This is a genomic window from Mesorhizobium sp. WSM4833 (assembly GCF_055811095.1).
The window spans coordinates 347,822-367,765 of sequence record NZ_JBVVQG010000001.1; the positions used below are offsets into that span (position 1 = coordinate 347,822).

The window sequence follows — 19,944 nt, forward strand, 5'->3', positions numbered from 1 at the left end:
CGCTTGGGTGGAGGAATAGCCAATGAGCAAGAAGGCACGACTGATCCTGACGATGGTCGTCATCGAGGCCTTCCTTGCAGGCATCTGGTGGTATCTCGCCCGCTTCGGCATGGCCAATCCCGATCGCGTCACAGCCGATTTTCAGGCAGTCGTCGGCCAGACCATAGGAATGGCGATGGGCGGTTTGCTGGGCATCGGCTTCATCCTGTTCCTCGTCGCCGCCCGCAACGATCGCAACGCGGCACAGAACAAGACGCGCCCTTAACTCCCGTTTGCGAAATGCCACTCGATCAGCGGCTTCATGTGCGGTGACAGGCCGACCGGCAGGTCGGCGGCATGGCGGATGATCACTGGCCCGTCGATCTCCGGCTCGGTTTCGGTGGCGACGAAGGCTGAGATGCGCTGGGCGATCTCGTCTGCGGGCGCCGCCGCGTGGTAGCGGCGGAAGATCACCGTGCCGCTGTTGGTCGACATGGCGTGGTAGCGCTTGCCGCGATGAGCCCCTGACAGGTCGAGGCCGGTTTCCTCGCGCACTTCGCGGATCATGTTGAAATCGACATCGACCAGGCCATCGCGAAAATCGACCGGCTCGAATGAGCCGGCGGCAAAATAGACGCGGCCGGCGTTGACCGTGTGCGGACCCATGCGGATCGCCACCAGCGCATTGTCGGCAGCCACCAGCATGGCATGGGCATAGGCATGCTCGGCGCCCGAATTCTCGCGCCGCTTCCGCCACAGCATGAAAGTCGAATAGTTGACCGCATGGCAGCGGCCGGCGAGACGGTTGTCGCGGTAGGCAAGCTGCGACAGCAGCACCACCATGCCGTCGAACAGCGCCGGATTGGCAGCGATTTCGTGCTGCCAGTTCTCGGCGATCGCCTCTGCATTGTCCCTTGCGAACGGGTGCGGACCGGGATCGAGCCGGACGTCGATGGCGTCGACCGGCAGGATGACGTTGCGTGGCAGGTCGAAACTCATGCGTCAGGTCATGTCCAGCGTGATCGCCACCGGGCAATGGTCCGACGCCTTCGGCCGGTCCCAGCCGGCACGCGGAAAGCGGTCGACCTCCTGCCCCGGCGGAAAAATGGTGCGCCAGGGCTGGCCGTTGCGGATGATGTCGGGAACAGCCGTCGCGTTGCTGGCGGCGAGCCCCTTCGACAGCAGGATGTAGTCGAGCTGGCACAGATGCCGTTCTTCCGGTCCGCGCGTGTGGTAGAAACTCCAGCGGTTCATCTCCGGCCGCCGCTCGACGACGTTTTCGCAGAAGCCGCCGGCCGTCAGCACGTTGATGCAGGACAGGGCTTCGTCGACGACCTCGAAGCGATAGCCGTCGATCGCATCGCCGGCCACCTTCACACGCTGGCGGTAATCGTTCATATCGCCGCAGATTGCCCAGCGTTTGTCGGCGGCATAGTCCTTGCCGAAGCGCTCCTCGATGATGCGCCGCACGGCCTGCGCCTCCGCGATGCGCACCGGCATCGTCGCCTCGCGCCCGTCGAGCCCGTTGCGCGGCGAACCCATCGACTTGAAATGCACGAGATAGAGCGTCAGCGGCACGCCGCCCACGGTGACGTCGATCTCCAGGCAGTCGCGCCGGAAAATGCGCTCATTGGCCTGATTGCCCAGTGCCTCGAGTTCCGGCGTGTGCAGCCCGAACTGCTCGTAGGTGACATAGGCGTGGCTGGTCATGCGCACGAATTCGATCGGCTGGCCCTGGGCGGTCTCATTGCGCATCATCACGGCAACGTCGATGCCGCGTGAATCATTGCCCGATGTGGTGTATTTCTGCCGGTAGCCCTGCCCCACCATCTTGAACAGATAGCCATATTCGAAGGCCTTCAGCGCCTCGATGTTGTCGACCTCCTGCATGCAGATGATGTCGGCCCGGGTGGCAGCGATTGCCAGCGCCGTCAGCTGGCGCGTGTCGTCGGATTGGGCGATGGCGCGGGCCTGCTCCAGCATCCTGTATTCCGCCTCGCTCTGGATATCGAACAGCGCCAGCGTTCGATCCTCGTTGAGCTGGTTGCGATAGCCGGAAAAATCGAACCTGTTCATCAGGTTCTCGACATTGAAGGTGGCAAGGCGCAGCGACATGCCATGACCTTTGCCCGCAAGTGCTTCGGAAAACAAGCGCGCAGGACCACCATCTGAGATCGATTGGTCCTGGGTGCGTTCGCGTCATGGTTGACGGAACCTTTCCGTTCATCCGCCGTTCAGATGCAAACATCCATTGTTGCCCCATTCCTCGGGTGGGCGTGGGGCCTGTAGCTCTTGGAGAGTGCAATGAATTCGCTCTTTTCTTCCACGGTCAAATCGGGGCTGCTAGCCCTGGGTATCCTTTCCGGCGTCACGGCACCGTCCGCCGCCGGCCCGATCATGCAACCGGACCTGTCGATTCCCACCAGCACCGCGGCGCCGAATGTCACACCGGTCCGCGACAGCTGGGCGGGCGGCAACAACAACCGTCAGTTCAACAACGACAATTGGAGATGGCGCCGGTCGGGCAATTGGGACGGCGGCCGTCGGCATTGGCACGGCGGCGGCGGTCACTGGAATGGTGGAGACAACTGGCGTTGGCGCCATGGTCGCCATCACTATCGCGGCGGCCGTTACTACGATGATGGCGCGAGTGCCGCGATCCTGGGCCTTGGCCTGGGGCTTGGCCTCGGCAGCATGTACAACAACTACGACTACTATGACCGGCCGGCGCCGCGCCGCTACTACCGCGCGGGACGGCTTTCGAGCGCCCATGTCCAATGGTGCTACAACCGCTACCGGTCGTACCGGGCCTACGACAACACGTTCCAGCCCTACAACGGCCCGCGCCAGCAGTGCTACTCACCCTATTGATGGGCTGGCCCTGTAGCTGAGCTGATCGACAGAATGAAAAAACGGCGCCACGTGGCGCCGTTTCTTGTTCATGGAAGCTGCTATTTTCGAGCGCTTGTGGATTTCGCTCAGTTCTTCGCCTTGTCGACCAGCTTGTTCTTGGAAATCCACGGCATCATCGCGCGCAGCTTGGCGCCGACTTCCTCGATCTGGTGGCTGTCATTGTTGCGGCGGATGCCCTTGAAGCGGGACATGCCGGCGCGGTACTCCTGCATCCACTCCGAGGTGAATTTGCCGGTCTGGATGTCCTTCAGCACGCGCTTCATCTCGGCCTTGGTCTCGGCGGTGATGATGCGCGGACCCGAGACATATTCGCCCCATTCGGCGGTGTTCGAAATCGAGTAGTTCATGTTGGCGATGCCGCCTTCATAGATCAGGTCGACGATCAGCTTGACCTCGTGCAGGCACTCGAAATAGGCCATCTCAGGCGCGTAGCCGGCTTCCACCAGCGTCTCGAAACCGGCCCGGATCAGCTCGACCAGGCCGCCGCACAGCACGACCTGCTCGCCGAACAGATCGGTCTCGCATTCCTCGCGGAAATTGGTCTCGATGATGCCCGAACGGCCGCCGCCGACGCCGCAGGCGTAGGACAGTGCCAGGTCGAGCGCATTGCCCGAGGCATCCTGGTTGACGGCGACCAGGCACGGCACGCCGCCGCCCTTCTGGTATTCGCCGCGCACCGTGTGGCCGGGACCCTTCGGCGCGATCATGACGACGTCGACCGTCGACTTCGGCTCGATCAGGCCGAAATGCACGTTGAGGCCGTGCGCGAAGGCGATAGCGGCACCATCGCGGATGTTCGGCGCGATCTCGTTCTTGTAGATGTCGGCCTGCAGTTCGTCCGGCGTTGCCATCATCATCAGGTCGGCCCATTTGGCGGCGTCCGCCACGCTCATCACCTTGAGACCGTCGGCCTCGACCTTCTTGGCGGTTGCCGAGCCGGCCTTGAGGCCGATTGCGATCTCCTTGGCGCCGGAATCCTTGAGGTTGAGCGCATGCGCCCTGCCCTGGCTGCCATAGCCGATGATGGCGACCTTCTTGCCCTTGATCAGATTGAGATCGGCATCACGATCGTAATAGACACGCATTTTGTCTTCCTTCCCGTTTATAAATCAGAGCATGATGCCGAAAAGTGTGAAGCGGTTTTCGGACGACATCATGCTCTATCTTCTTGATTTAGAGACGGATTCAGATTTCAGGTCGACTTGACCTGAAATCATCCGGCTCTAGGGCCTTGCGGCCGGTTGTTGCTCCATGAAGAGCGAGAAACTGCTGCGTCGCCCGCGCGGCATCGCCGCCGATCGCCGCCTCAGTCAATTCCAGCCGGTCGCCGAGCAGCAGACGGATCTGCACATCGCGGGCGACCAGCCCGAAAAAGGTGCGGAACGCCGTCTCGGCATCCGCGAAATCCAAAAGCCCGGTCCGTCGGCCGGCCTCAAGCACCGGCTTCAGCCGTTTGGCCAGCGCGAAGCGGCCGTTCTCCAGCACCACGGCGCCGAGATTGTCCTTGCCGGAGCCCGCATGGCTGACCGCCACCCGATTGAGCGCGATCGACGTGTCGCTGGAAATCACCTTGAGCCAATCCGAGGCGAAGCGCTCGAGGCTCGCGGTCAGCGAGGCAAGATCGAGCCCCTTGCGGTCGACCGGTGCCACTCGCACTTTAGAGGCCTGCCATTGCACCGTCGCCGTCAGCAGCCCGTCGCGGTCGCCGAACCATTTGTAGAGCGTTTCCTTGGAACAGCTGGCGCGGCGCGCCACGGCGGTCATGGTCAGCTGGTCGCCCTCTTCGACCAGCAGCCGCAACGCCGCGTCGAGCACGGCCTTCTGCCGCTCTGTCAGCGCTTCGCTGGTGTCGATGTCAGGCACGATGTGCAACACGCTCTTCTCTCGAAAGGTCGGCATTCCCGATAAGCCGAACCGTACGTTACGGTTCGGCATATTGCGCGATCCGAGGCCGTGCGCAAGAGGACGAGAGCAAAATATCTGCAAAATGGACAGGCGCTGGCGCGACAGGCTCGCTTAATCGCTGGCTGGCGGATGGCGCAACCGTCCAAGCAGTGCCGAGACCATGGTCAGCTCATCCGCCGACAGTTTGGCGCCAACCAGTTCGGCGATCGAGCGTCCGTAGACAGCCCACATCTGGCGGCGTGTCTCTCGCCCCTTGGCCGCGATGCGGATGGTCTGGCCACGGCCGTCATCGGCCACCGGCAGTTTCTCGACGAGCCCATCGGCCTCGAGCCGGGTCAGCAGGCGCGAAATGTTGTATTGCGCGAACAGCGTGTGCTCGATGAGCTGGAACGGCCGCAGCCCGCCCTCGCCCGCCTCGGCGAGTTCATGCAGCACGTCGTACCAGGCAAGTGGGGGCAGACCGGCGGCCTTCAACGCCTCTTCGGCGCTCTCCATCAACTGGCGCGATACGCGCATCAGGCGAGCCCAGGCCTTGATGGCTTCGGGCGAAGGCGCGGCTTTCTCGGTCATGGCGCACCTTAGACGATAGATGCAATTGCATCAAGCTTGACGATCAATGCATATGCATCTACATAGATGCAATTGCATTAATCAGGGAAAGCCAATCCGATGAAACACGAAATCTGCAAACGCGCCGACAAGCTCATTCTCGTCAGCCATCACCTCTGCCCCTATGTGCAGCGCGCCGCGATTTCGCTCACCGAAAAGGGCGTGCCGTTCGAACGCGTCGATATCGACCTCGCCAACAAGCCGGACTGGTTCAAGGCGATCTCGCCGCTCGGCAAGGTGCCGCTGCTGCGCGTGCAGCGAAATGGCGAGGAAACGGTGATCTTCGAATCGGCCGTCATCCTGGAATTCCTCGAAGAGACGCAAGCCAATCCACTCCACCCGGCCGATCCCTATGCCCGCGCCCGGCATCGCGCCTGGATCGAGTTCGGTTCGGCAACCCTCAACGCCATCGGTCGGTTCTATTCAACATCGACCGAGGCCGGCTTCCTTGACGAATCCAGCGCGCTATCCGCCATGCTCGACCGTCTCGAAGCCGAGCTGGCGGACGAGCCTGGCGGCCCCTGGTTCGCCAGCAAGCACTTTTCGCTGGTCGACGCCGTTTACGGTCCGGTCTTCCGCTATCTCGATGTCTTCGACCGGATCGGTGATTTCGGCATTCTTGACCGAAAGCCCCTCGTCCGCGCCTGGCGCCGGGCGTTGAGTGAACGCCCGTCGATCAGGCAAGCCGTGGCGCCGGACTACTCACAGCGCCTGCATGCCTTCCTGCGGGCAAAGGGATCGTACCTTTCGAGCCTCATTGGCCAAAACGATCCGGCCACCGCGCTTCGACCAGTCCTATCCGCTTGAACGGATCGATTACGGTGCCGGCCACCATCGAGGCGAGAAACTGCGGCGCCGGCGGGATTTTTGCCACCGTCGCCACCAGCCTGTCGCGGATGAAGGGCAGCGCCACCGAATCCGACTGGTAGAACGGCGTGAACGCCAGCGACAGCGCCTGGAAGATGCGGACATGCCAGCGCCGCGCCCTCGCATAGGCTTCAAGTGCCGCTTCGACACTGTCCGTCCGCGCCAGCGCATGGCTGAGCGCCGCGGCGTCGAGCAGCGCCATATTGGCCCCTTGCCCGAGCTGCGGGCTGGTCGAGTGCGCCGCGTCGCCGATGATGGCCAACCGCCGCCCAACCGGCCGCTTCATCGTGTGGTGGCCATAGCGCGCCAGCGAGAGCTGGTCGAAACTGTCGATCTGGCTGACATACGCCTCGCTCTGCGGCCACAGCCGGATCACCCTCTCCTTCCAGGCATCCAGGCCCCGGACGCGCACCTCATCGGCGTCCGACGGCTTCAGGCTCCAGAAGAATGCCGCCATCTTTTCAGCGCCCGGCTGCGGCCGGCCGATCGGCAGCACGCCGATCATCACGCTCGCTCTGTCGTAGCGTTGCAGCAGCGCGCGCTCATCGAAACCGTCGCCGCGCCAGCCAAGCGAGGCCCAGAACGCGCCATAGGTGAGCGGTCGTGGCTCGCCTGCAGCGCTTGCGCGGCACAGTTTCGAGCGCGAACCGCTGGCGTCGACTACGAGGTCGAACGGCCCCGCCCTTCGTCCGTTGCCGCAGATCAGCGTCGTCCGTTCGCCCGTCTCCAAGGCCTCGATCTCGACGCCGGTTTCGATGGCGATCGCTTCGCGTTGGGCGGCGCGGAAGAGCACGCCGAACAAGGCCGCCCGGTGCACCGCCAGCCCGAAGCGGCCACCGCGTTGCGCATCGTAGCGGACATCGAGCACGGTACGGCCTGTGGTGGCATCGGCGCCATGCAGGCGGTCGATGCGGCTGCCCAGCGCCAGCATGTCGTCGAGCAGGCCAAGATCGGCCAGCACCGTCAGCCCTGTCGGCTGCAGGATCAGCCCGGAGCCGACCGGCTTCGGCTCATCGAAGCGCTCGAAGACCGTGACCCGATGCCCGGCGCGCTTGAGATAGAGCGCCATGGCCAGTCCCGCCGGCCCGGCGCCTGCTATTGCGATGTCGTAGGAAATGCCAATGCCCCCACAGCCGAACTGGCCGGGACAATCCTTCAGCAGCCCGGCGAAATCAAGCCGCACCCTGGGGCTTTAGCGGTCGTTCAAGCCTGGGCCTTGGCGGCCGTTCAAGCCTGGGACGCATCAAAATCGGCGCGCGCTGCGCGCACCGCATCATGGTTGAGTTCGGCCCACAGAATCAATTGATGAAAGGCGCCGAACATAGAGCGCCCGAGATCGGTCAGGCTGTATTCGACGCTTGGTGGTTTGGTCGGGAACACCTCACGATGCACATAGCCATCGCGCTGAAGATCGTACAGCGTCTGGGTCAGCATGCGCTGCGAAATGTCGGGCACAAGGCGCCGCAACTCGCCGAAGCGATAGGGTTTTTCAGCCAGCGCCATCATCAGCAGCGACCTCCATTTGCCGCTCACCCCCTGGATGACCTCGCGAACCGGACAATTGGCAATATTACCGCCGCCTGAGATGGCCTTGTAGACCTCCAACTTCGACTTCAGATTGATGACCTTACCGTCCATGGCTGGTTCCCTGCGTGTGCCTACCTCCCGAAAAACTGCCTTCTTTACGGCACCAGGTCAATTCCTATTTTAGTGCTGGTCTCTTTTTGAGACTGCCACTCGAACCGCCTTAGCGGCGCAATGTCAGGACCTTCCATGACCGAAACCCTTCTCGTCACCGGCGCTTCCGGCCAGCTCGGCCGCGGTGTCGTCCAATATCTCCTGGACAAGCACAAAGTTCCACCGGCAAACATCATCGCCGCCACACGCAATCTGGAAGGCGTGGCCGATCTGGCGCTGCGCGGCGTCGTTGTCAGGGCCGCCGACTTCAACGACGCGGCGTCGCTGGAAACCGCATTCAAAGGCGCCGACAAGGTGCTGATTATTTCGACCGGCGATCTCGATCTCAAAAGCGGCAGGCGCCTGAAGCAGCACGAAAATGCCGTCGCCGCGGCCAAAAATGCCGGCATTTCGCATCTGCTCTACACCTCGATGCCCAATCCGGAGCCGGTATCGCCGGTCCTGTTTGCCGATGACCACTACAGCACCGAGCAGGCGATCAAGGCGAGCGGCATCCCCTACACGATCTTCCGCAACGGCTGGTACCAGGAGAACCTGTTCATGGCCCTGCCGCACGCGATCGCCTCGGGAAAATGGTACACGTCGGCCGGCGACGGGCGCATTGCCCACGGTGCGCGCGACGACATGGCAGCGGCGATCGCCGCCAGCCTCGCTGGCGCTTCAAACGAAAGCAAGACCTACACCTTGACCGGTCCGCACGCCTACACCACGGCAGAGATTGCCGCCCTGGTAAGCGAGGTCACCGGCAAGTCGCTCGATGTCGTGCAGGTTCCGGATGAAGCGCTCACCGAAGGGGTAAAGGCATCAGGCGTTCCCGAGGATTTTGCTGAAGTCATCGTGTCCTTCGACGCCAACACGCGCTCCGGCCGCATCGCCATGGTGACGGACGCGATCGAGACGCTTTCCGGCAGGACGCCGAAGACCTTGAAGCAATTCCTCGAGGCCAACAAAGCCGCCCTGGCCGGTTAAGATCGGCGTCTTCGTGAAGGTATGTCGAGATTCAGGTCAGGCTGGACCGAGAATGGTGGGTTCCGAGAACCGGAACGGAGCGGACACCTAGTCCGTGAGTACCGGAAGCGCGGGAACCTGCCGTTCGCAGGCCGGCCTCACCTGAATATCGGCATGTCCTAGATGGCCACCTGAGTGCCGATCTCCACCACGCGCCCGGTCGGGATCTGGAAATACTCCGTCGCGTCGGCCGCCGTGCGCGCCAGGCCGATGAACAGCCGGTCCTGCCACACCGGCATGCCGGAATTGGGCGAGGCCTTGAGCGAACGCCGCGACAGGAAGAACGAAGTCGTCATGATGTCGAATTTCCAGCCCTGCTTGCGGCAGATCGCCAGAGCGCGCGGGATGTTGGGCTGCTCCATGTAGCCGAAGGTCAGAGTCACGCGCATGAACAGCTCGTTGACCGTCTCCATCTTGACCCGGTCGCTGTCGGGCACCACCGGCTGCGGCGCGGTCACCACCGAAAGGATGACGTTCTGCTCATGCAGCACCTTGTAGTGCTTCAGGCTGTGCATCAGTGCGGTTGGCGCGCTGAGCGGATCGCTGGTCAGGAACACGGCGGTGCCTGACACCAGCTGCGGCTTCTTCTTCAACAGATTGCCGGCCAGGAAATCGAGCGGGATCTCGTTGCGGCGGGTCTTGTCGAACAGATAGCGGCTGCCGCGCACCCAGGTCCACATGGCCAGCACGATGGTGAAGGCAACGGCCAGCGATGCCCAGCCGCCCTCAAACACCTTGACGATGTTGGAGGCAAAGAAACCGACGTCGATGAAGCCGAACAGCGCCGTCAGCGAGACCGCCAGCCACAGCTTCCATTTCCAGATCCGCGTCATGACCACAAACAACAGCACCGTGGTCACCAGCATGTTGCCGGTCACCGAGATGCCGTAGGCCGATGCCAGCCTGCTGGACTCGCCGAAGCCCACCACCAGCATCATCACCACCAGCGCCAGCAGCAGGTTGACGCGCGGCATGTAGATCTGGCCGGACTGTTTCTCCGACGTATGCAGAATTTCCAGGCGCGGCAGCATGTTGAGCTGCACCGCCTGCCTGGTCAACGAGAAGGCGCCCGAGATCACCGCCTGGCTGGCGATGACCGTGGCGGCGGTCGCCAGCACGACCATCGGGATCAGCGTCCAGCCTTCATTCATTTCGAAGAACGGATGGCCGACGACGCCGTTCTTGGCCAGCACGAAAGCGCCCTGCCCGGCATAATTGAGCAGCAGGCACGGAAACACGACCCACAGCCAGGCGAGCACGATCGGCTTGCGGCCGAAATGGCCGAGATCCGCATAGAGCGCCTCGGCGCCGGTCACGGCGAGGAAGATGGCGCCGATGGTGACGAAAGCGACATCGGGCGAATTGATCAGGAATGCGACGATGTAGTGCGGGCTGATCGCCCACAGGATTTCCGGATCGGCGATGATGTGGTTGAGGCCGGAAAGGCCGATCGCCAGGAACCACACCGCCGTCACGGGACCGAAGACCAATCCCACGCCGCCCGTGCCGAAACGTTGCACCGCGAACACCATGGCGAGAATGACCAGTGTCAGCGGCACGACATAAGGCTGGAAGGTCGGCGTGACGACGTTCATGCCTTCGACCGCCGACAGCACCGAAATCGCCGGCGTGATGACGGCGTCGCCGAAGAAAAGCGACGCCCCGACGATGCCGATGCCGAGCATCAGCGCCGAGCGCTTGGGGAAACTGCCGCGCGCCAGCGCCATCAGCGACAGCACGCCGCCCTCGCCGCGGTTGTTCGCCCGCAGCACGAACATGATGTATTTGATGGTGACGATGATGGTCAGCGACCAGATGATCAGCGACAAAACGCCCAGGATGTCACCGCGGTCGGCCACTTCTCCGCCGGAAGATGCCACCAGCGCCTCGCGAAAGGCGTAGATCGGGCTGGTGCCGATATCCCCATAGACGACACCGAGCGCGCCCAGCATCAGAACCTTGGTGCTGTGCTGTTCGACTTCCGAATGGCTCGATTGTTCGACGGGTTCTGCCTCACTACCATTATTGGTAAGGGCCATGGACGACACTCCGATAAGCGCGCGGTGCTCTACGCTTGCTGCAATGCAATATCAAGTGCCGTCGCGTAATGGCAGCCATGCCTGCCATGCGAGGCTGCCATTGCTACCACCCGCAGGCCTTGAGGAACCGACCCACCGTGCCGGCCATGCCATACTCCAACGCGTCGGCTGTCAACCCATGTCCGATCGACACTTCGGCCAATGCCGGAATGCGCCTGGCAAGTGCCGGCAGATTGCTGACCACCAGATCGTGCCCGGCATTGACCTGAAGCCCGGCGGCAAGCGCGGCGTCGGCTGTTTTTCCCAGCCTTTCCAGCTCTTTGGCCGCTTTGGCGGAATCTGTGTGATAGCTGCCGTATGGACCCGTATAGAGCTCGATGCGGTCGGCGCCGGTGTCGCATGCGGCCGCCACCCAATCGGGGTCCGGATCGGAAAACAGCGACACGCGAAAGCCCCCCTTTTTCAGACGCTTGACGATCGGTGTGAGGAACGCGGCCTGGGTAGCGAAGTTCCAGCCATGGTCCGATGTCGCCTGGGCCGGATCGTCCGGCACCAAGGTCACCTGTTCAGGCTGATGCTTTTCCACAAGCAGCAGGAAATCCTCGGTCGGATAGCCCTCGATGTTGAATTCCGCGCCCGGAAACTCGTCGTCGATCAGCGACCGGATCTCAGGCACATCGGAGAGTCTTGTGTGCCGCTCGTCGGGGCGTGGATGCACTGTCAGCCCGTGCGCTCCGGCCGCCAGCGCAATGCGGCCGAGGCCGGTGACGCTTGGCCACGGCAGGTCGCGCCGGTTGCGCAGCATGGCGATGGCATTGAGATTGACGGAGAGCTTTGCAGGCATGCGGGTGGCCTCAAAAATCATTCGATGCGCCACCTATAATGGCTTTGGCGGGAACAGTAATGCCTTTGGTGGGAACAGACTGGGGGTTTCGGGTGTTCCAAGCCTGATGAACCAGCCGGGAAAGGTAGCGCCGATGAATTTTCTCGATGAGGTGCCGGCAATCCGCCGTATCGAGACCAGCCGTGACGACCTTTTCGCCATCGATGTCGTCGGGCACGTTTCCGCGGCCGATGGTGAAAATCTTTTCGGATTGCTGGAGGCAGCCTACGCCCTGCATCCGCGCGTCGATGTGCTGGTGCGCCTCGTCGACCACGACGGCGTCGACTGGGCCGACATCGCGGACGAGACCCTGAAGCAGGGCGCCATTCATGCATTGGAACATGTCGACCGTTGCGCGACGATCGGCGAACCGGACTGGATAGCGGACGCACAACGCTTTCTGCCGTCCTCACCACCCATCGAAATCAGGCATTTCAGGACGGAGGACGAGGCTGCCGCCTGGCAATGGCTTGCCGCACAGCCTATCGGGGCAACAGCATCCGGCGCCCCTACCTGACGATCGTCAGCCGCTCGGCCGCCCGCGTGATGGCGGTGTAGAGCCAGCGCTGGCGGGTTTCCTTGAAGGCCCAGCTTTCATCGAACAGCACGATCTCGTTCCACTGTGAGCCCTGCGCCTTGTGCACGGTCAGCGCGTAGCCATAGTCGAAATCGTCGAAGCGCTTCTTCTGCTGCCAGGGGATATCGGCGTCCGGATCCTCGAACGCCGCCTTGAGCAGCTTGATCTTGGCGACGCCGCGATCCGGATCGTCCTCTTCCGGCGACACCAGAAGGTTGATGCCGGGCTTCACCGTCTCGCGCGACGATGTCATCACCTTCCACAGCGAGCCGTTGAGCAGGCCCTTTGCCGGATCGTTGCGCAGGCAGACGAGCTTGTCGCCGGCCTGCGGATAGTCGGCGTTGAAGCCCTTGAGCTCGCGCAGCCGCTGATTGTAGCGGCGCCGCGTGCGATTGGTGCCGACCAGCACCTGGTCCGCCTTCAGCACCAGTTCCTGGGTAACGTCTTCCTTGCCGATCACCTGCGCCGTGCCATAGTCGCCACGCATGAACTCGCGGCCCTCGCGCACATCGAGCGCCAGCCGCAGGATCGGGTTGTCGCGCGCCTGCCGGTGGATTTCGGTGAGCAGAAAATCCGGCTCGTGGTCGGTGAAGAAGCCGCCGCCCGAGATCGGCGGCAACTGGCCGGGGTCGCCGAGCACCAGGATCGGCGTGCCGAAACTCATCAGGTCGCGGCCGAGTTGCTCGTCGACCATCGAACATTCGTCGATGACGACCAGCTTGGCCCGCGAGATCGGGCTCTGCCGGTTGAGCGAAAAAGTCGGCGACATCGACGTCTTGCCGGTGATTTCGTCCGACACCGATTCCTCGCCTTTCGGCCGGTAGATCAGCGAATGGATGGTACGCGCATTGACCGCGCCCTTGGAGCGCAGCACCTGCGCCGCCTTGCCGGTGAAGGCGGCGAACTGCACCTGGCCGTCGACATGCTCGGCGAAATAGCGCGCCAGCGTCGTCTTGCCGGTGCCGGCATAGCCGAACAGCCGGAACAGCTGTGGCTGGCCGATCTTCAGCCAGCGGGCGACCGCTTGCAGCGCCTCGTCCTGTTGGGGAGAGAATTCCATCAGCGCGAGAGACCGGATTCGCAAGGGAAAGACAAGACAGCCGCCATCATCATCGATGCGCCGGGACGCTTCAGTGCCGCCGACGGGTCAGGCTATCAGGCACAGACAAGAACGTAAAGGGAACATACAAGCTCACCCCAGACCTTATCGAATCCGCTGGGGATCGTTCTCCAGCAGGATCGGCTTGCCGTGCGGGGTGGCATGCGCGGCGCGCTCCCAGGCCTCAGCCATCGCGTCGACATCCGACTTGGCAGCCAGTCCCTTCGAGGCAAGCAGGCTTTCCAGCGCCGCCAGCCAATGTTCGTAATAATCATGGCCGTCCGCTGCGGCGCCCGGTCTTTTCACTTCGCTCGACAGCGCCTGCGCCCACTCGCTCCACGAAAACAGGCCCTTGTCGTGCAGCGCCACCGTCATGGCAAACGCCTCAGCCTGCCATGGTTCGGCGAAAACAGGCGCATCGGCGCCCGGCGGCAAATCGGCCATGTCCGAGTCACGCCGGCTCAAGATAGCTCTCCCAGGCGTCTATCGAGACGCTCAGCGTCGGGCCGGCGCCCTCTCCCCAGATTTCCGGCCCTTCGAAAACCACGGTGTAGACCCATTGCGGATTTTCGCCGTGTCCATGCGCGTTGCTGTCGGGGAACACGAAACCGTCGTGCACCGTCTCAATCACCCCCTGCTTGGCGCGCGCATAGCGCGGCAGCCGCGTGTGGCCGGTCGGGTTGAAGTTTTTGGTCCGCACGGCGTCGCCCGCCTTGAACCGCGCCGCTTGCGCCACCGGCCGGTCGCAAGGGCTGCCCTTGGCCAACACCGCGGGCACGTTTTCCGCCTTCAGCACCCTCTTGGGAGTCGCTGCTGGATCGACTGCCTTGCCCGCTTCGAGATCGCGCTGGCTGACGAAGCCATGGCGCTTTAACAGCACCTCCAGCGCCTTGATCCATATCTCGTAGTAGCTCGATGAATAGTAGACAGCCGGATGCAGCGATTCCCGTGCATGCCGGCTCTCGTCGATGTTCCACGCGCCCATGGCGCCGGCAGTCAGCGTCACGCCGAGCGCCCGCCTTTCCCAGGCGGCATGGAAGTAAGGTTCGTCCTTTTCCGGCGCGACCGGGCCGAACCCCATCTGTCCGCCGAGATCTTGCGGCCCGTTCATGCCGGCTGCCCCTCTATTCCAGGTCTTTGGGCCAGGCCGGTGCCGATCATCGCGTCACGGCTGACCAGCTCCGCCAGCCGCTCCTCGCTCCAGCCCTCGGTACCCTCGGGCCGCATCGGCACGACGAGATAGCGCAGCTCGGCAGTGGAATCCCAGACGCGGATTTTCTTGTCCGCCGGCAGCGTCAGCCCGAACTCCTCCAGCACGCCGCGCGGATCGATCACCGCGCGCGAACGATAGGGCGGCGCCTTGTACCAGACCGGCGGCAGGCCAAGCACCGACCACGGATAGCAGGAGCACAGTGTGCAGACGACGAGATTATGGGTATCCTGCGTGTTGAACACCGCCTGCATATGCTCGCCCTGGCGGCCGGTATAGCTTAGCGAGCCGATCGCCGCCGTCGCGTCGCGTTTCAGCCAGTCGGCAAAGGCTGGATCGCTCCAGGCTTTCGCCACCACCCTGGCCCCGTTGCGCGGCCCGATCTTGGTCTCGTAGGTATCGACGATGACGTCGATCGCCGCCGGATCGATCAGCCCCTTCTGGGTCAGGATGGTTTCCAGCGCACGCACGCGGGCGGCAAACGGATCGAGTTCGTTGTCGTGGTCATGATCGTGTGACATGGCTACAAACTACGTTTGCAGTGATGCCGCCGCAAGCGCGACGGCTTGGGCCAGCGGACCATGGCGCCAGCTCTACCCCCTATTCGGCGGCCGCCCGCTGCGGCTCGGGCAGCATGTCTTCCCTGGGCTTGAACAGCGAGGGCTGATCCCCCGCTTCGACCGAGCCCGGCTCGCCCTTGCGCTTCGACCAAAGCCCGACCAGCCAGCCCGAGAAATTCTCCATGTAGACATAGATCACCGGCGTCACGAACAGGGTCAGTGCCTGCGAGGCAAGCAGGCCGCCGACAACGGCAACGCCCAGCGGCTGGCGCAGTTCGGCGCTGGCGCCGGTGCCGAGCGCAATCGGGAACGTGCCCATGAGTGCCGCCAGCGTCGTCATCATGATCGGCCTGAAGCGCATCAGGCAAGCCTTGTGGATCGACTCGGTCGCCGACATGCCTTCTCGTCGCAGTTCGAGCGCGACATCGACCATCATGATGCCGTTCTTCTTGACGATGCCGATCAGCATCAGGATGCCGATCACCGCGATGACCGACAGATCCATGCCGGCGAAGCGCAGCGCAACGACCGCTCCCAGCACGGCCGACGGCAGGCCGGTGAGGATGGTCAGCGGGTGGATGAAGCTTTCGTAGAGGATGCCGAGCACGATGTAGATGGTCAGGATTGCGCCGCCGACCAGAAAACCCTGGTTGGCCAGCGAATCCTGGAAGGTCTTGGCCGTGCCGGCAAAGGTCGTCGAGATCACCGTCGGCATGCCGATCTGCTCTTTCAGCGCATTGATGCGTGTCACGCTGTCGCCCAGCGCCACGCCCTGCGGCAGATTGTAGGAGATGGTCACGGCTGGAAGCTGGCCGAGCTGGTTGACGGTCAGGGCGCCGGCCGTGCGATCGACGCGGGCGAAGGCGCCGAGCGGAACAAGACTGCCGCTCGCCGTCCTCATCTGGATGGCCAGCATCCGCTCGGGCGACCACTCGATCTTGGGATCGAGCTCGGTGATGACTTCATAGCTGTCGGCCGAACCGAAGATGGTCGAAACCTGGTCGGTGCCGAACCCGCCATAGAGGGCGGAGCGCAACGTGTCGGTATCGATACCGAGTTGGGCGGCCTTGTCGCGATCCACCACCAGCGTCGCCTGCAGCGCATTGTTCTGCAGGTCGCTGGTGACGTCGGTGAAGTTCGCATGGTCGGCCGCCATCGCGTCGTTCAGTTTCTGCGCCCAAATATCGGTGAGGCCGGTATCAAGGCCCTGAACCACGAGCTGGTAGGCGCTTGCGGACGACCGCGAGCCCAGCCTCAAATTCTGCACCGGCTGCATGTAGGTCTCGATGCCAGCAACGCCGGCCAGTTGCTTGCGCAGATCCGCAAGCACCTTCTCTATATCGGGACGCTGGTCCTTGCCCTTGAGCTGGACGAAAAGCTGCCCCTGGTTGAGCGCGTTGTTGCCGCTGCCCGCCGACCACGCCACATGGTCGACATAGGGCGAATGCGAGAAGACGCTGGCGACCTGCCCTTGCAGCCTGGACATGGCGTCGAACGAGATGTCCTGGCGGGCGATGGTGGTCACCGATATCTGGCCGATGTCCTCCTGCGGGAAGAAACCCTTCGGCGAAGTCTGGATCAGCCACACCGACGCTGCCGCGGTGCCGACGAAGACGAGGAACACCAGGAAGGTGTGCCGCAGGCAGAAGCTCAAGACCCTGTCGTAGCCGCGCGTGACGAGGTCCTGCTTGTGACCGGGGCCATGCTTATCGCGGTCGGCTTTGGTCACCGACAGCAGCCGCGAGCACAGCATCGGCGTCAGCGTCAGCGACACGAACATCGACGCCAGGATGGCGACCGTCACCACCACGGCGAATTCGTTGAAGATGCGCCCGATGACGCCGCCCATCAGCAGCACGGGGATGAAAACCGCAACCAGCGAGATCGAGATCGAGATGATGGTGAAGCCGATTTCGCGCGCGCCCTTCAGCGAGGCGTCGAAGGCCGACAGCCCGTCCTCCTCCATGTGGCGGAAGATGTTTTCAAGCATCACGATGGCGTCGTCGACGACGAGGCCGACCGCCAGCGTCAAGCCCATCAGCGAGATGTTGTCGATCGAAAAGCCGAACAGGAACATCGCGCCGAGCGTGGCGATCAGCGAGATCGGCACCGCCACGGCCGGGATGATTGTCGCCGTCACCCGGCGCAGGAACACGAAGATCACCATGATGACCAGGGCAATGGTGAGCAGCAGCGTGAACTGCACGTCGCTGACCGCCTGCCGGATCGAACTGGAGCGGTCGTTAAGCAGCTTGATGTCTGCGGCGGCCGGCATCTGGTCCTTGAAGGACGGCAGCATCGCCTTGACCTTGTCGACGACGTCGACAGTGTTGGCGTCGGGCTGGCGCTGCACGGCCATGATGATCGCGCGGGTGCCATCGTACCAACTCGCCGTCGTGGTCGTCTGCACCGAATCGACCACGCGGGTCACCTCGCCCAGTCGTACCGGGTGACCGTTCTTGGTGGCGATGATGATGTTGGAGAAACCGGCGGCGTCGGTCAGCTGCGTGTTGGCGGTGATGGTGAGCTGCTGCTTGTCGTTCTGGAGCACGCCGAGCGGCGTGTTGCTGTTGGCCGAGGCAACCGCCGCCTGCAGCTGATCGATCGAGATGCCGCGTGCGGCAAGCGCGGTCGGGTCGATCTGGATGCGCACCGCGTATTTCTGCTGGCCGAAGATCGAGACCTGCGCCACGCCGTCGATGGTCGACAGCGACGGCGAGATGACGTTTTCCGCGAACGCATCGAGGTCGGTCAGCGGAACCGTGTCGCTGACCAGCGACATCAAAAGGATCGGCGCGTCGGCCGGATTGACCTTGCGATAGCTCGGCGGCGCCGTCATCTGCGGCGGCAATGATTTCTGCGTGCGCGCGATCGCCGCCTGCACGTCGGCCGCCGCCGCGTCGATGTCGCGGTTGAGCACGAACTGGATGGCGATCGAAGTCTGGCCAAGCGAGTTGGTGGTCGAGATCGAATCGATGCCGGCGATGGTGGCGAACTGCTTGATCAGCGGCGTCGCCACCGATGTCGCCATGGTTTCCGGCGAGGCGCCGGGCAGCGAGGCCGAGACGTTGACCACCGGGAATTCGGCGCTGGGCAGTGCGGCCACCGGCAGGAACTTGTAGGCGAACAGCCCGCCCAGCACGAGGGCGAACGACATCAGAAGGGTGGCGACGGGCCGGCGTATGCAGAATTCGGAAATCATTGGGCCGCCTCGCCGGCGCTGGTCGCCTCGGCCACCTTGGGCGCGGCGGCACCCGCCGTGGTCTTGCCTTCATGCACCGCGGCGCCGTCCTTCAGCCGTGTCTGGCCCTCGGTGACAACCTTCTCACCGCTTTTCAGCCCCTGGCTGATGGCGCTGTTGTCGCCTTCGGTCAGCGCCACCTGCACCGGCCGCATCTCGACCGTGTTGTCCGGCTTGACCACATAGACGAACGGGCCCTTCTGGCTTGGCTGCACCGCGACGGTAGGAACCGATGTCATCTGCGGCATGATGCCGGCGTCGAGCACGACATTCACATACTGGCCGGGCCATAGCGAAAGGTCGGCATTGGGAATACTTGCCCGCGTCGCGATGGTGCCCGACGCGGTGTCGACGCTGGAGTCGACGAAATCGAGCGTGCCCTTGCCGATCGGCGTCGGGTCACCATCCTTGGTCAGTGTCACCGCGCCCTGCTGCGGATTGGCAAGCGCCTTGTGCAGCAGCGCGAGATTGCTTTCCGGCAGATTGAAGTTGACCTGCAGCGGGTCCATCTGGGTGATGGTCACCAGCGGGGTCGCCGTGCTGCTGTTGCCATTGCTGACGGTGACGAGATCGCCGACGGCGACGCTGACCGCACCCAGCCTGCCGGAAATCGGCGCCGTGATCGTGGCGAAGCCAAGCTGGACATTATCGGCGTCGATTGTCGCCTTGTCGGCGTCAACGGTCGCAGCGGCAGCCTTCTGCGCGGCGACGGCCTGGTCGTAGGTCTGCTGCGTGCCGGCCTGCTTGGCAACCAGATCCTTGGCGCGCTGGAGATCGGAATTCGAACTGGCAAGCAGCGCCTGGTCCTTGGCGAGCGCCGCCTGATCCTTTGCCAACTGCGCCTTCAGCGCCCGGTCATCGAGCGAGAACAGAACGTCGCCGACCCTGACCATCTGCCCATCCTTGACGTCGATCGAGACGATCTGGCTGGACACCCGCGCGTTGATGTTGACGACGGCGGGAGAAGAGACGAAGCCGATCGCATAACGCCGGATCGGGAAATCGGCTGTCGAGGCGACGGCCGAGAGGATGGAAGCCGAGCGGGCGGCACCGCCGCCACCTGCCGCCTTGTCGCCCGCTGCCGGCTTGCCGGTTGCCGATTTGTCCGCGGCAGCGACCTGCTTTGCGCCGATGAGCTGCTGAGCCTTGCTCAGCGCGTCCGGAGACACATAGAGCCAGGCCGCGCCCGCACAGGCGACGGCAAGCAACGAAAGAACGACTTTTCCACGCATGGTCAAAGGCCCTCTCCACCCGACACGTCGTGGTCCGATGGTTCTACTCTAGCGCAAATCACGGCCCGTTGCCGCGATTTCGCCGAATAGATAGGACGCGCCTTTGTCGGAAAAGGGCCAAAAC

The 19,944-nt window shown here is 63.4% G+C and carries 20 protein-coding genes; 5 read left to right on the forward strand and 15 right to left on the reverse strand.

From position 1 onward, the window contains the following. Positions 1-22 precede the first annotated feature (22 nt). Positions 23-265, forward strand: a complete 243-nt coding sequence (locus AC0L2D_RS01755) for a hypothetical protein (RefSeq protein ID WP_473540209.1) — start codon at positions 23-25, stop codon at positions 263-265. Here AC0L2D_RS01755 and AC0L2D_RS01760 read toward each other — a convergent pair. Then, positions 262-978, reverse strand: a complete 717-nt coding sequence (locus AC0L2D_RS01760) for a hypothetical protein (protein WP_013531068.1) — start codon at positions 976-978, stop codon at positions 262-264. The genes AC0L2D_RS01755 and AC0L2D_RS01760 overlap by 4 nt on opposite strands. Before the next feature lie 3 nt (positions 979-981). After that, positions 982-2,094 (reverse strand): endonuclease/exonuclease/phosphatase family protein, encoded by a 1,113-nt coding sequence (locus tag AC0L2D_RS01765; RefSeq protein WP_473540210.1) that lies wholly within the window; start codon positions 2,092-2,094, stop codon positions 982-984. Positions 2,095-2,283: 189 nt separating this feature from the next. On the opposite strand from AC0L2D_RS01765, the gene AC0L2D_RS01770 reads away from it, so the two are divergent. Continuing rightward, positions 2,284-2,850 carry a BA14K family protein gene (locus AC0L2D_RS01770; RefSeq protein WP_013531066.1) on the forward strand — a complete coding sequence of 189 codons (567 nt, stop codon included), beginning with the start codon at positions 2,284-2,286 and terminating at the stop codon, positions 2,848-2,850. A 107-nt stretch (positions 2,851-2,957) separates the two neighbouring features. Here the strand turns inward: AC0L2D_RS01770 and ilvC are convergent, their stop codons facing one another. From ilvC to AC0L2D_RS01785, 3 genes are all read right to left on the reverse strand, one after another. Then, a complete protein-coding gene (gene ilvC / locus AC0L2D_RS01775; RefSeq protein WP_013531065.1) occupies positions 2,958-3,977 on the reverse strand; it encodes a ketol-acid reductoisomerase in 1,020 nt (339 codons plus the stop codon). Positions 3,978-4,077: 100 nt separating this feature from the next. Further along, complete coding sequence (locus AC0L2D_RS01780) at positions 4,078-4,791, reverse strand: TetR/AcrR family transcriptional regulator (protein WP_244514306.1); 714 nt, start codon at positions 4,789-4,791, stop codon at positions 4,078-4,080. Positions 4,792-4,908: 117 nt separating this feature from the next. Further along, positions 4,909-5,367: a MarR family winged helix-turn-helix transcriptional regulator gene (locus AC0L2D_RS01785; RefSeq protein WP_064993769.1), complete on the reverse strand. Its 459-nt coding sequence runs from the start codon at positions 5,365-5,367 to the stop codon at positions 4,909-4,911. A gap of 99 nt (positions 5,368-5,466) precedes the next feature. Here AC0L2D_RS01785 and AC0L2D_RS01790 point away from each other — a divergent pair, with 99 nt between their 5' ends. Beyond that, positions 5,467-6,213 (forward strand): glutathione S-transferase family protein, encoded by a 747-nt coding sequence (locus tag AC0L2D_RS01790; protein ID WP_275952775.1) that lies wholly within the window; start codon positions 5,467-5,469, stop codon positions 6,211-6,213. Here the strand turns inward: AC0L2D_RS01790 and AC0L2D_RS01795 are convergent. Then, on the reverse strand, positions 6,161-7,456 hold the full coding sequence (locus AC0L2D_RS01795; RefSeq protein WP_275952774.1) for an FAD-dependent oxidoreductase: 1,296 nt from the start codon (positions 7,454-7,456) through the stop codon (positions 6,161-6,163). The genes AC0L2D_RS01790 and AC0L2D_RS01795 overlap by 53 nt on opposite strands. A gap of 44 nt (positions 7,457-7,500) precedes the next feature. Further along, positions 7,501-7,911, reverse strand: coding sequence for a winged helix-turn-helix transcriptional regulator (locus AC0L2D_RS01800; protein WP_013531060.1), 411 nt, complete (start codon positions 7,909-7,911; stop codon positions 7,501-7,503). 135 nt (positions 7,912-8,046) lie between these two features. Here AC0L2D_RS01800 and AC0L2D_RS01805 point away from each other — a divergent pair, with 135 nt between their 5' ends. Further along, a complete protein-coding gene (locus tag AC0L2D_RS01805) occupies positions 8,047-8,940 on the forward strand; it encodes an SDR family oxidoreductase (protein WP_473540211.1) in 894 nt (297 codons plus the stop codon). 158 nt (positions 8,941-9,098) lie between these two features. Here the strand turns inward: AC0L2D_RS01805 and AC0L2D_RS01810 are convergent, their stop codons facing one another. Both AC0L2D_RS01810 and AC0L2D_RS01815 read right to left on the reverse strand, forming a co-directional pair. Continuing rightward, positions 9,099-11,018 carry a potassium transporter Kup gene (locus AC0L2D_RS01810; protein ID WP_013531058.1) on the reverse strand — a complete coding sequence of 640 codons (1,920 nt, stop codon included), beginning with the start codon at positions 11,016-11,018 and terminating at the stop codon, positions 9,099-9,101. Between the two features lie 103 nt (positions 11,019-11,121). Beyond that, positions 11,122-11,862 (reverse strand): pyridoxine 5'-phosphate synthase, encoded by a 741-nt coding sequence (locus AC0L2D_RS01815; RefSeq protein WP_013531057.1) that lies wholly within the window; start codon positions 11,860-11,862, stop codon positions 11,122-11,124. A gap of 133 nt (positions 11,863-11,995) precedes the next feature. Here AC0L2D_RS01815 and AC0L2D_RS01820 point away from each other — a divergent pair, with 133 nt between their 5' ends. Continuing rightward, the gene (locus AC0L2D_RS01820; RefSeq protein ID WP_013531056.1) at positions 11,996-12,418 is read left to right on the forward strand and encodes a SpoIIAA family protein; all 423 of its coding nucleotides are present in this window, start codon (positions 11,996-11,998) and stop codon (positions 12,416-12,418) included. Here AC0L2D_RS01820 and AC0L2D_RS01825 read toward each other — a convergent pair. From AC0L2D_RS01825 to AC0L2D_RS01850, 6 genes are all read right to left on the reverse strand, one after another. Then, entirely contained in the window at positions 12,411-13,538 is a 1,128-nt protein-coding gene (locus AC0L2D_RS01825) for an ATP-dependent DNA helicase (RefSeq protein ID WP_063168263.1), read from the reverse strand. The genes AC0L2D_RS01820 and AC0L2D_RS01825 overlap by 8 nt on opposite strands. A gap of 144 nt (positions 13,539-13,682) precedes the next feature. Further along, positions 13,683-14,021: a nitrile hydratase accessory protein gene (locus AC0L2D_RS01830; protein ID WP_473540329.1), complete on the reverse strand. Its 339-nt coding sequence runs from the start codon at positions 14,019-14,021 to the stop codon at positions 13,683-13,685. A gap of 7 nt (positions 14,022-14,028) precedes the next feature. Further along, entirely contained in the window at positions 14,029-14,688 is a 660-nt protein-coding gene (nthB, locus tag AC0L2D_RS01835; RefSeq protein ID WP_473540213.1) for a nitrile hydratase subunit beta, read from the reverse strand. After that, positions 14,685-15,308, reverse strand: coding sequence for a nitrile hydratase subunit alpha (gene nthA, locus AC0L2D_RS01840; RefSeq protein WP_473540214.1), 624 nt, complete (start codon positions 15,306-15,308; stop codon positions 14,685-14,687). The genes nthB and nthA overlap by 4 nt, the downstream gene beginning before the upstream one ends. Positions 15,309-15,387: 79 nt before the next feature. Then, entirely contained in the window at positions 15,388-18,549 is a 3,162-nt protein-coding gene (locus AC0L2D_RS01845; protein WP_013531051.1) for an efflux RND transporter permease subunit, read from the reverse strand. Then, positions 18,546-19,820, reverse strand: coding sequence for an efflux RND transporter periplasmic adaptor subunit (locus AC0L2D_RS01850; protein WP_337121753.1), 1,275 nt, complete (start codon positions 19,818-19,820; stop codon positions 18,546-18,548). The genes AC0L2D_RS01845 and AC0L2D_RS01850 overlap by 4 nt, the downstream gene beginning before the upstream one ends. Positions 19,821-19,944 lie beyond the last annotated feature (124 nt).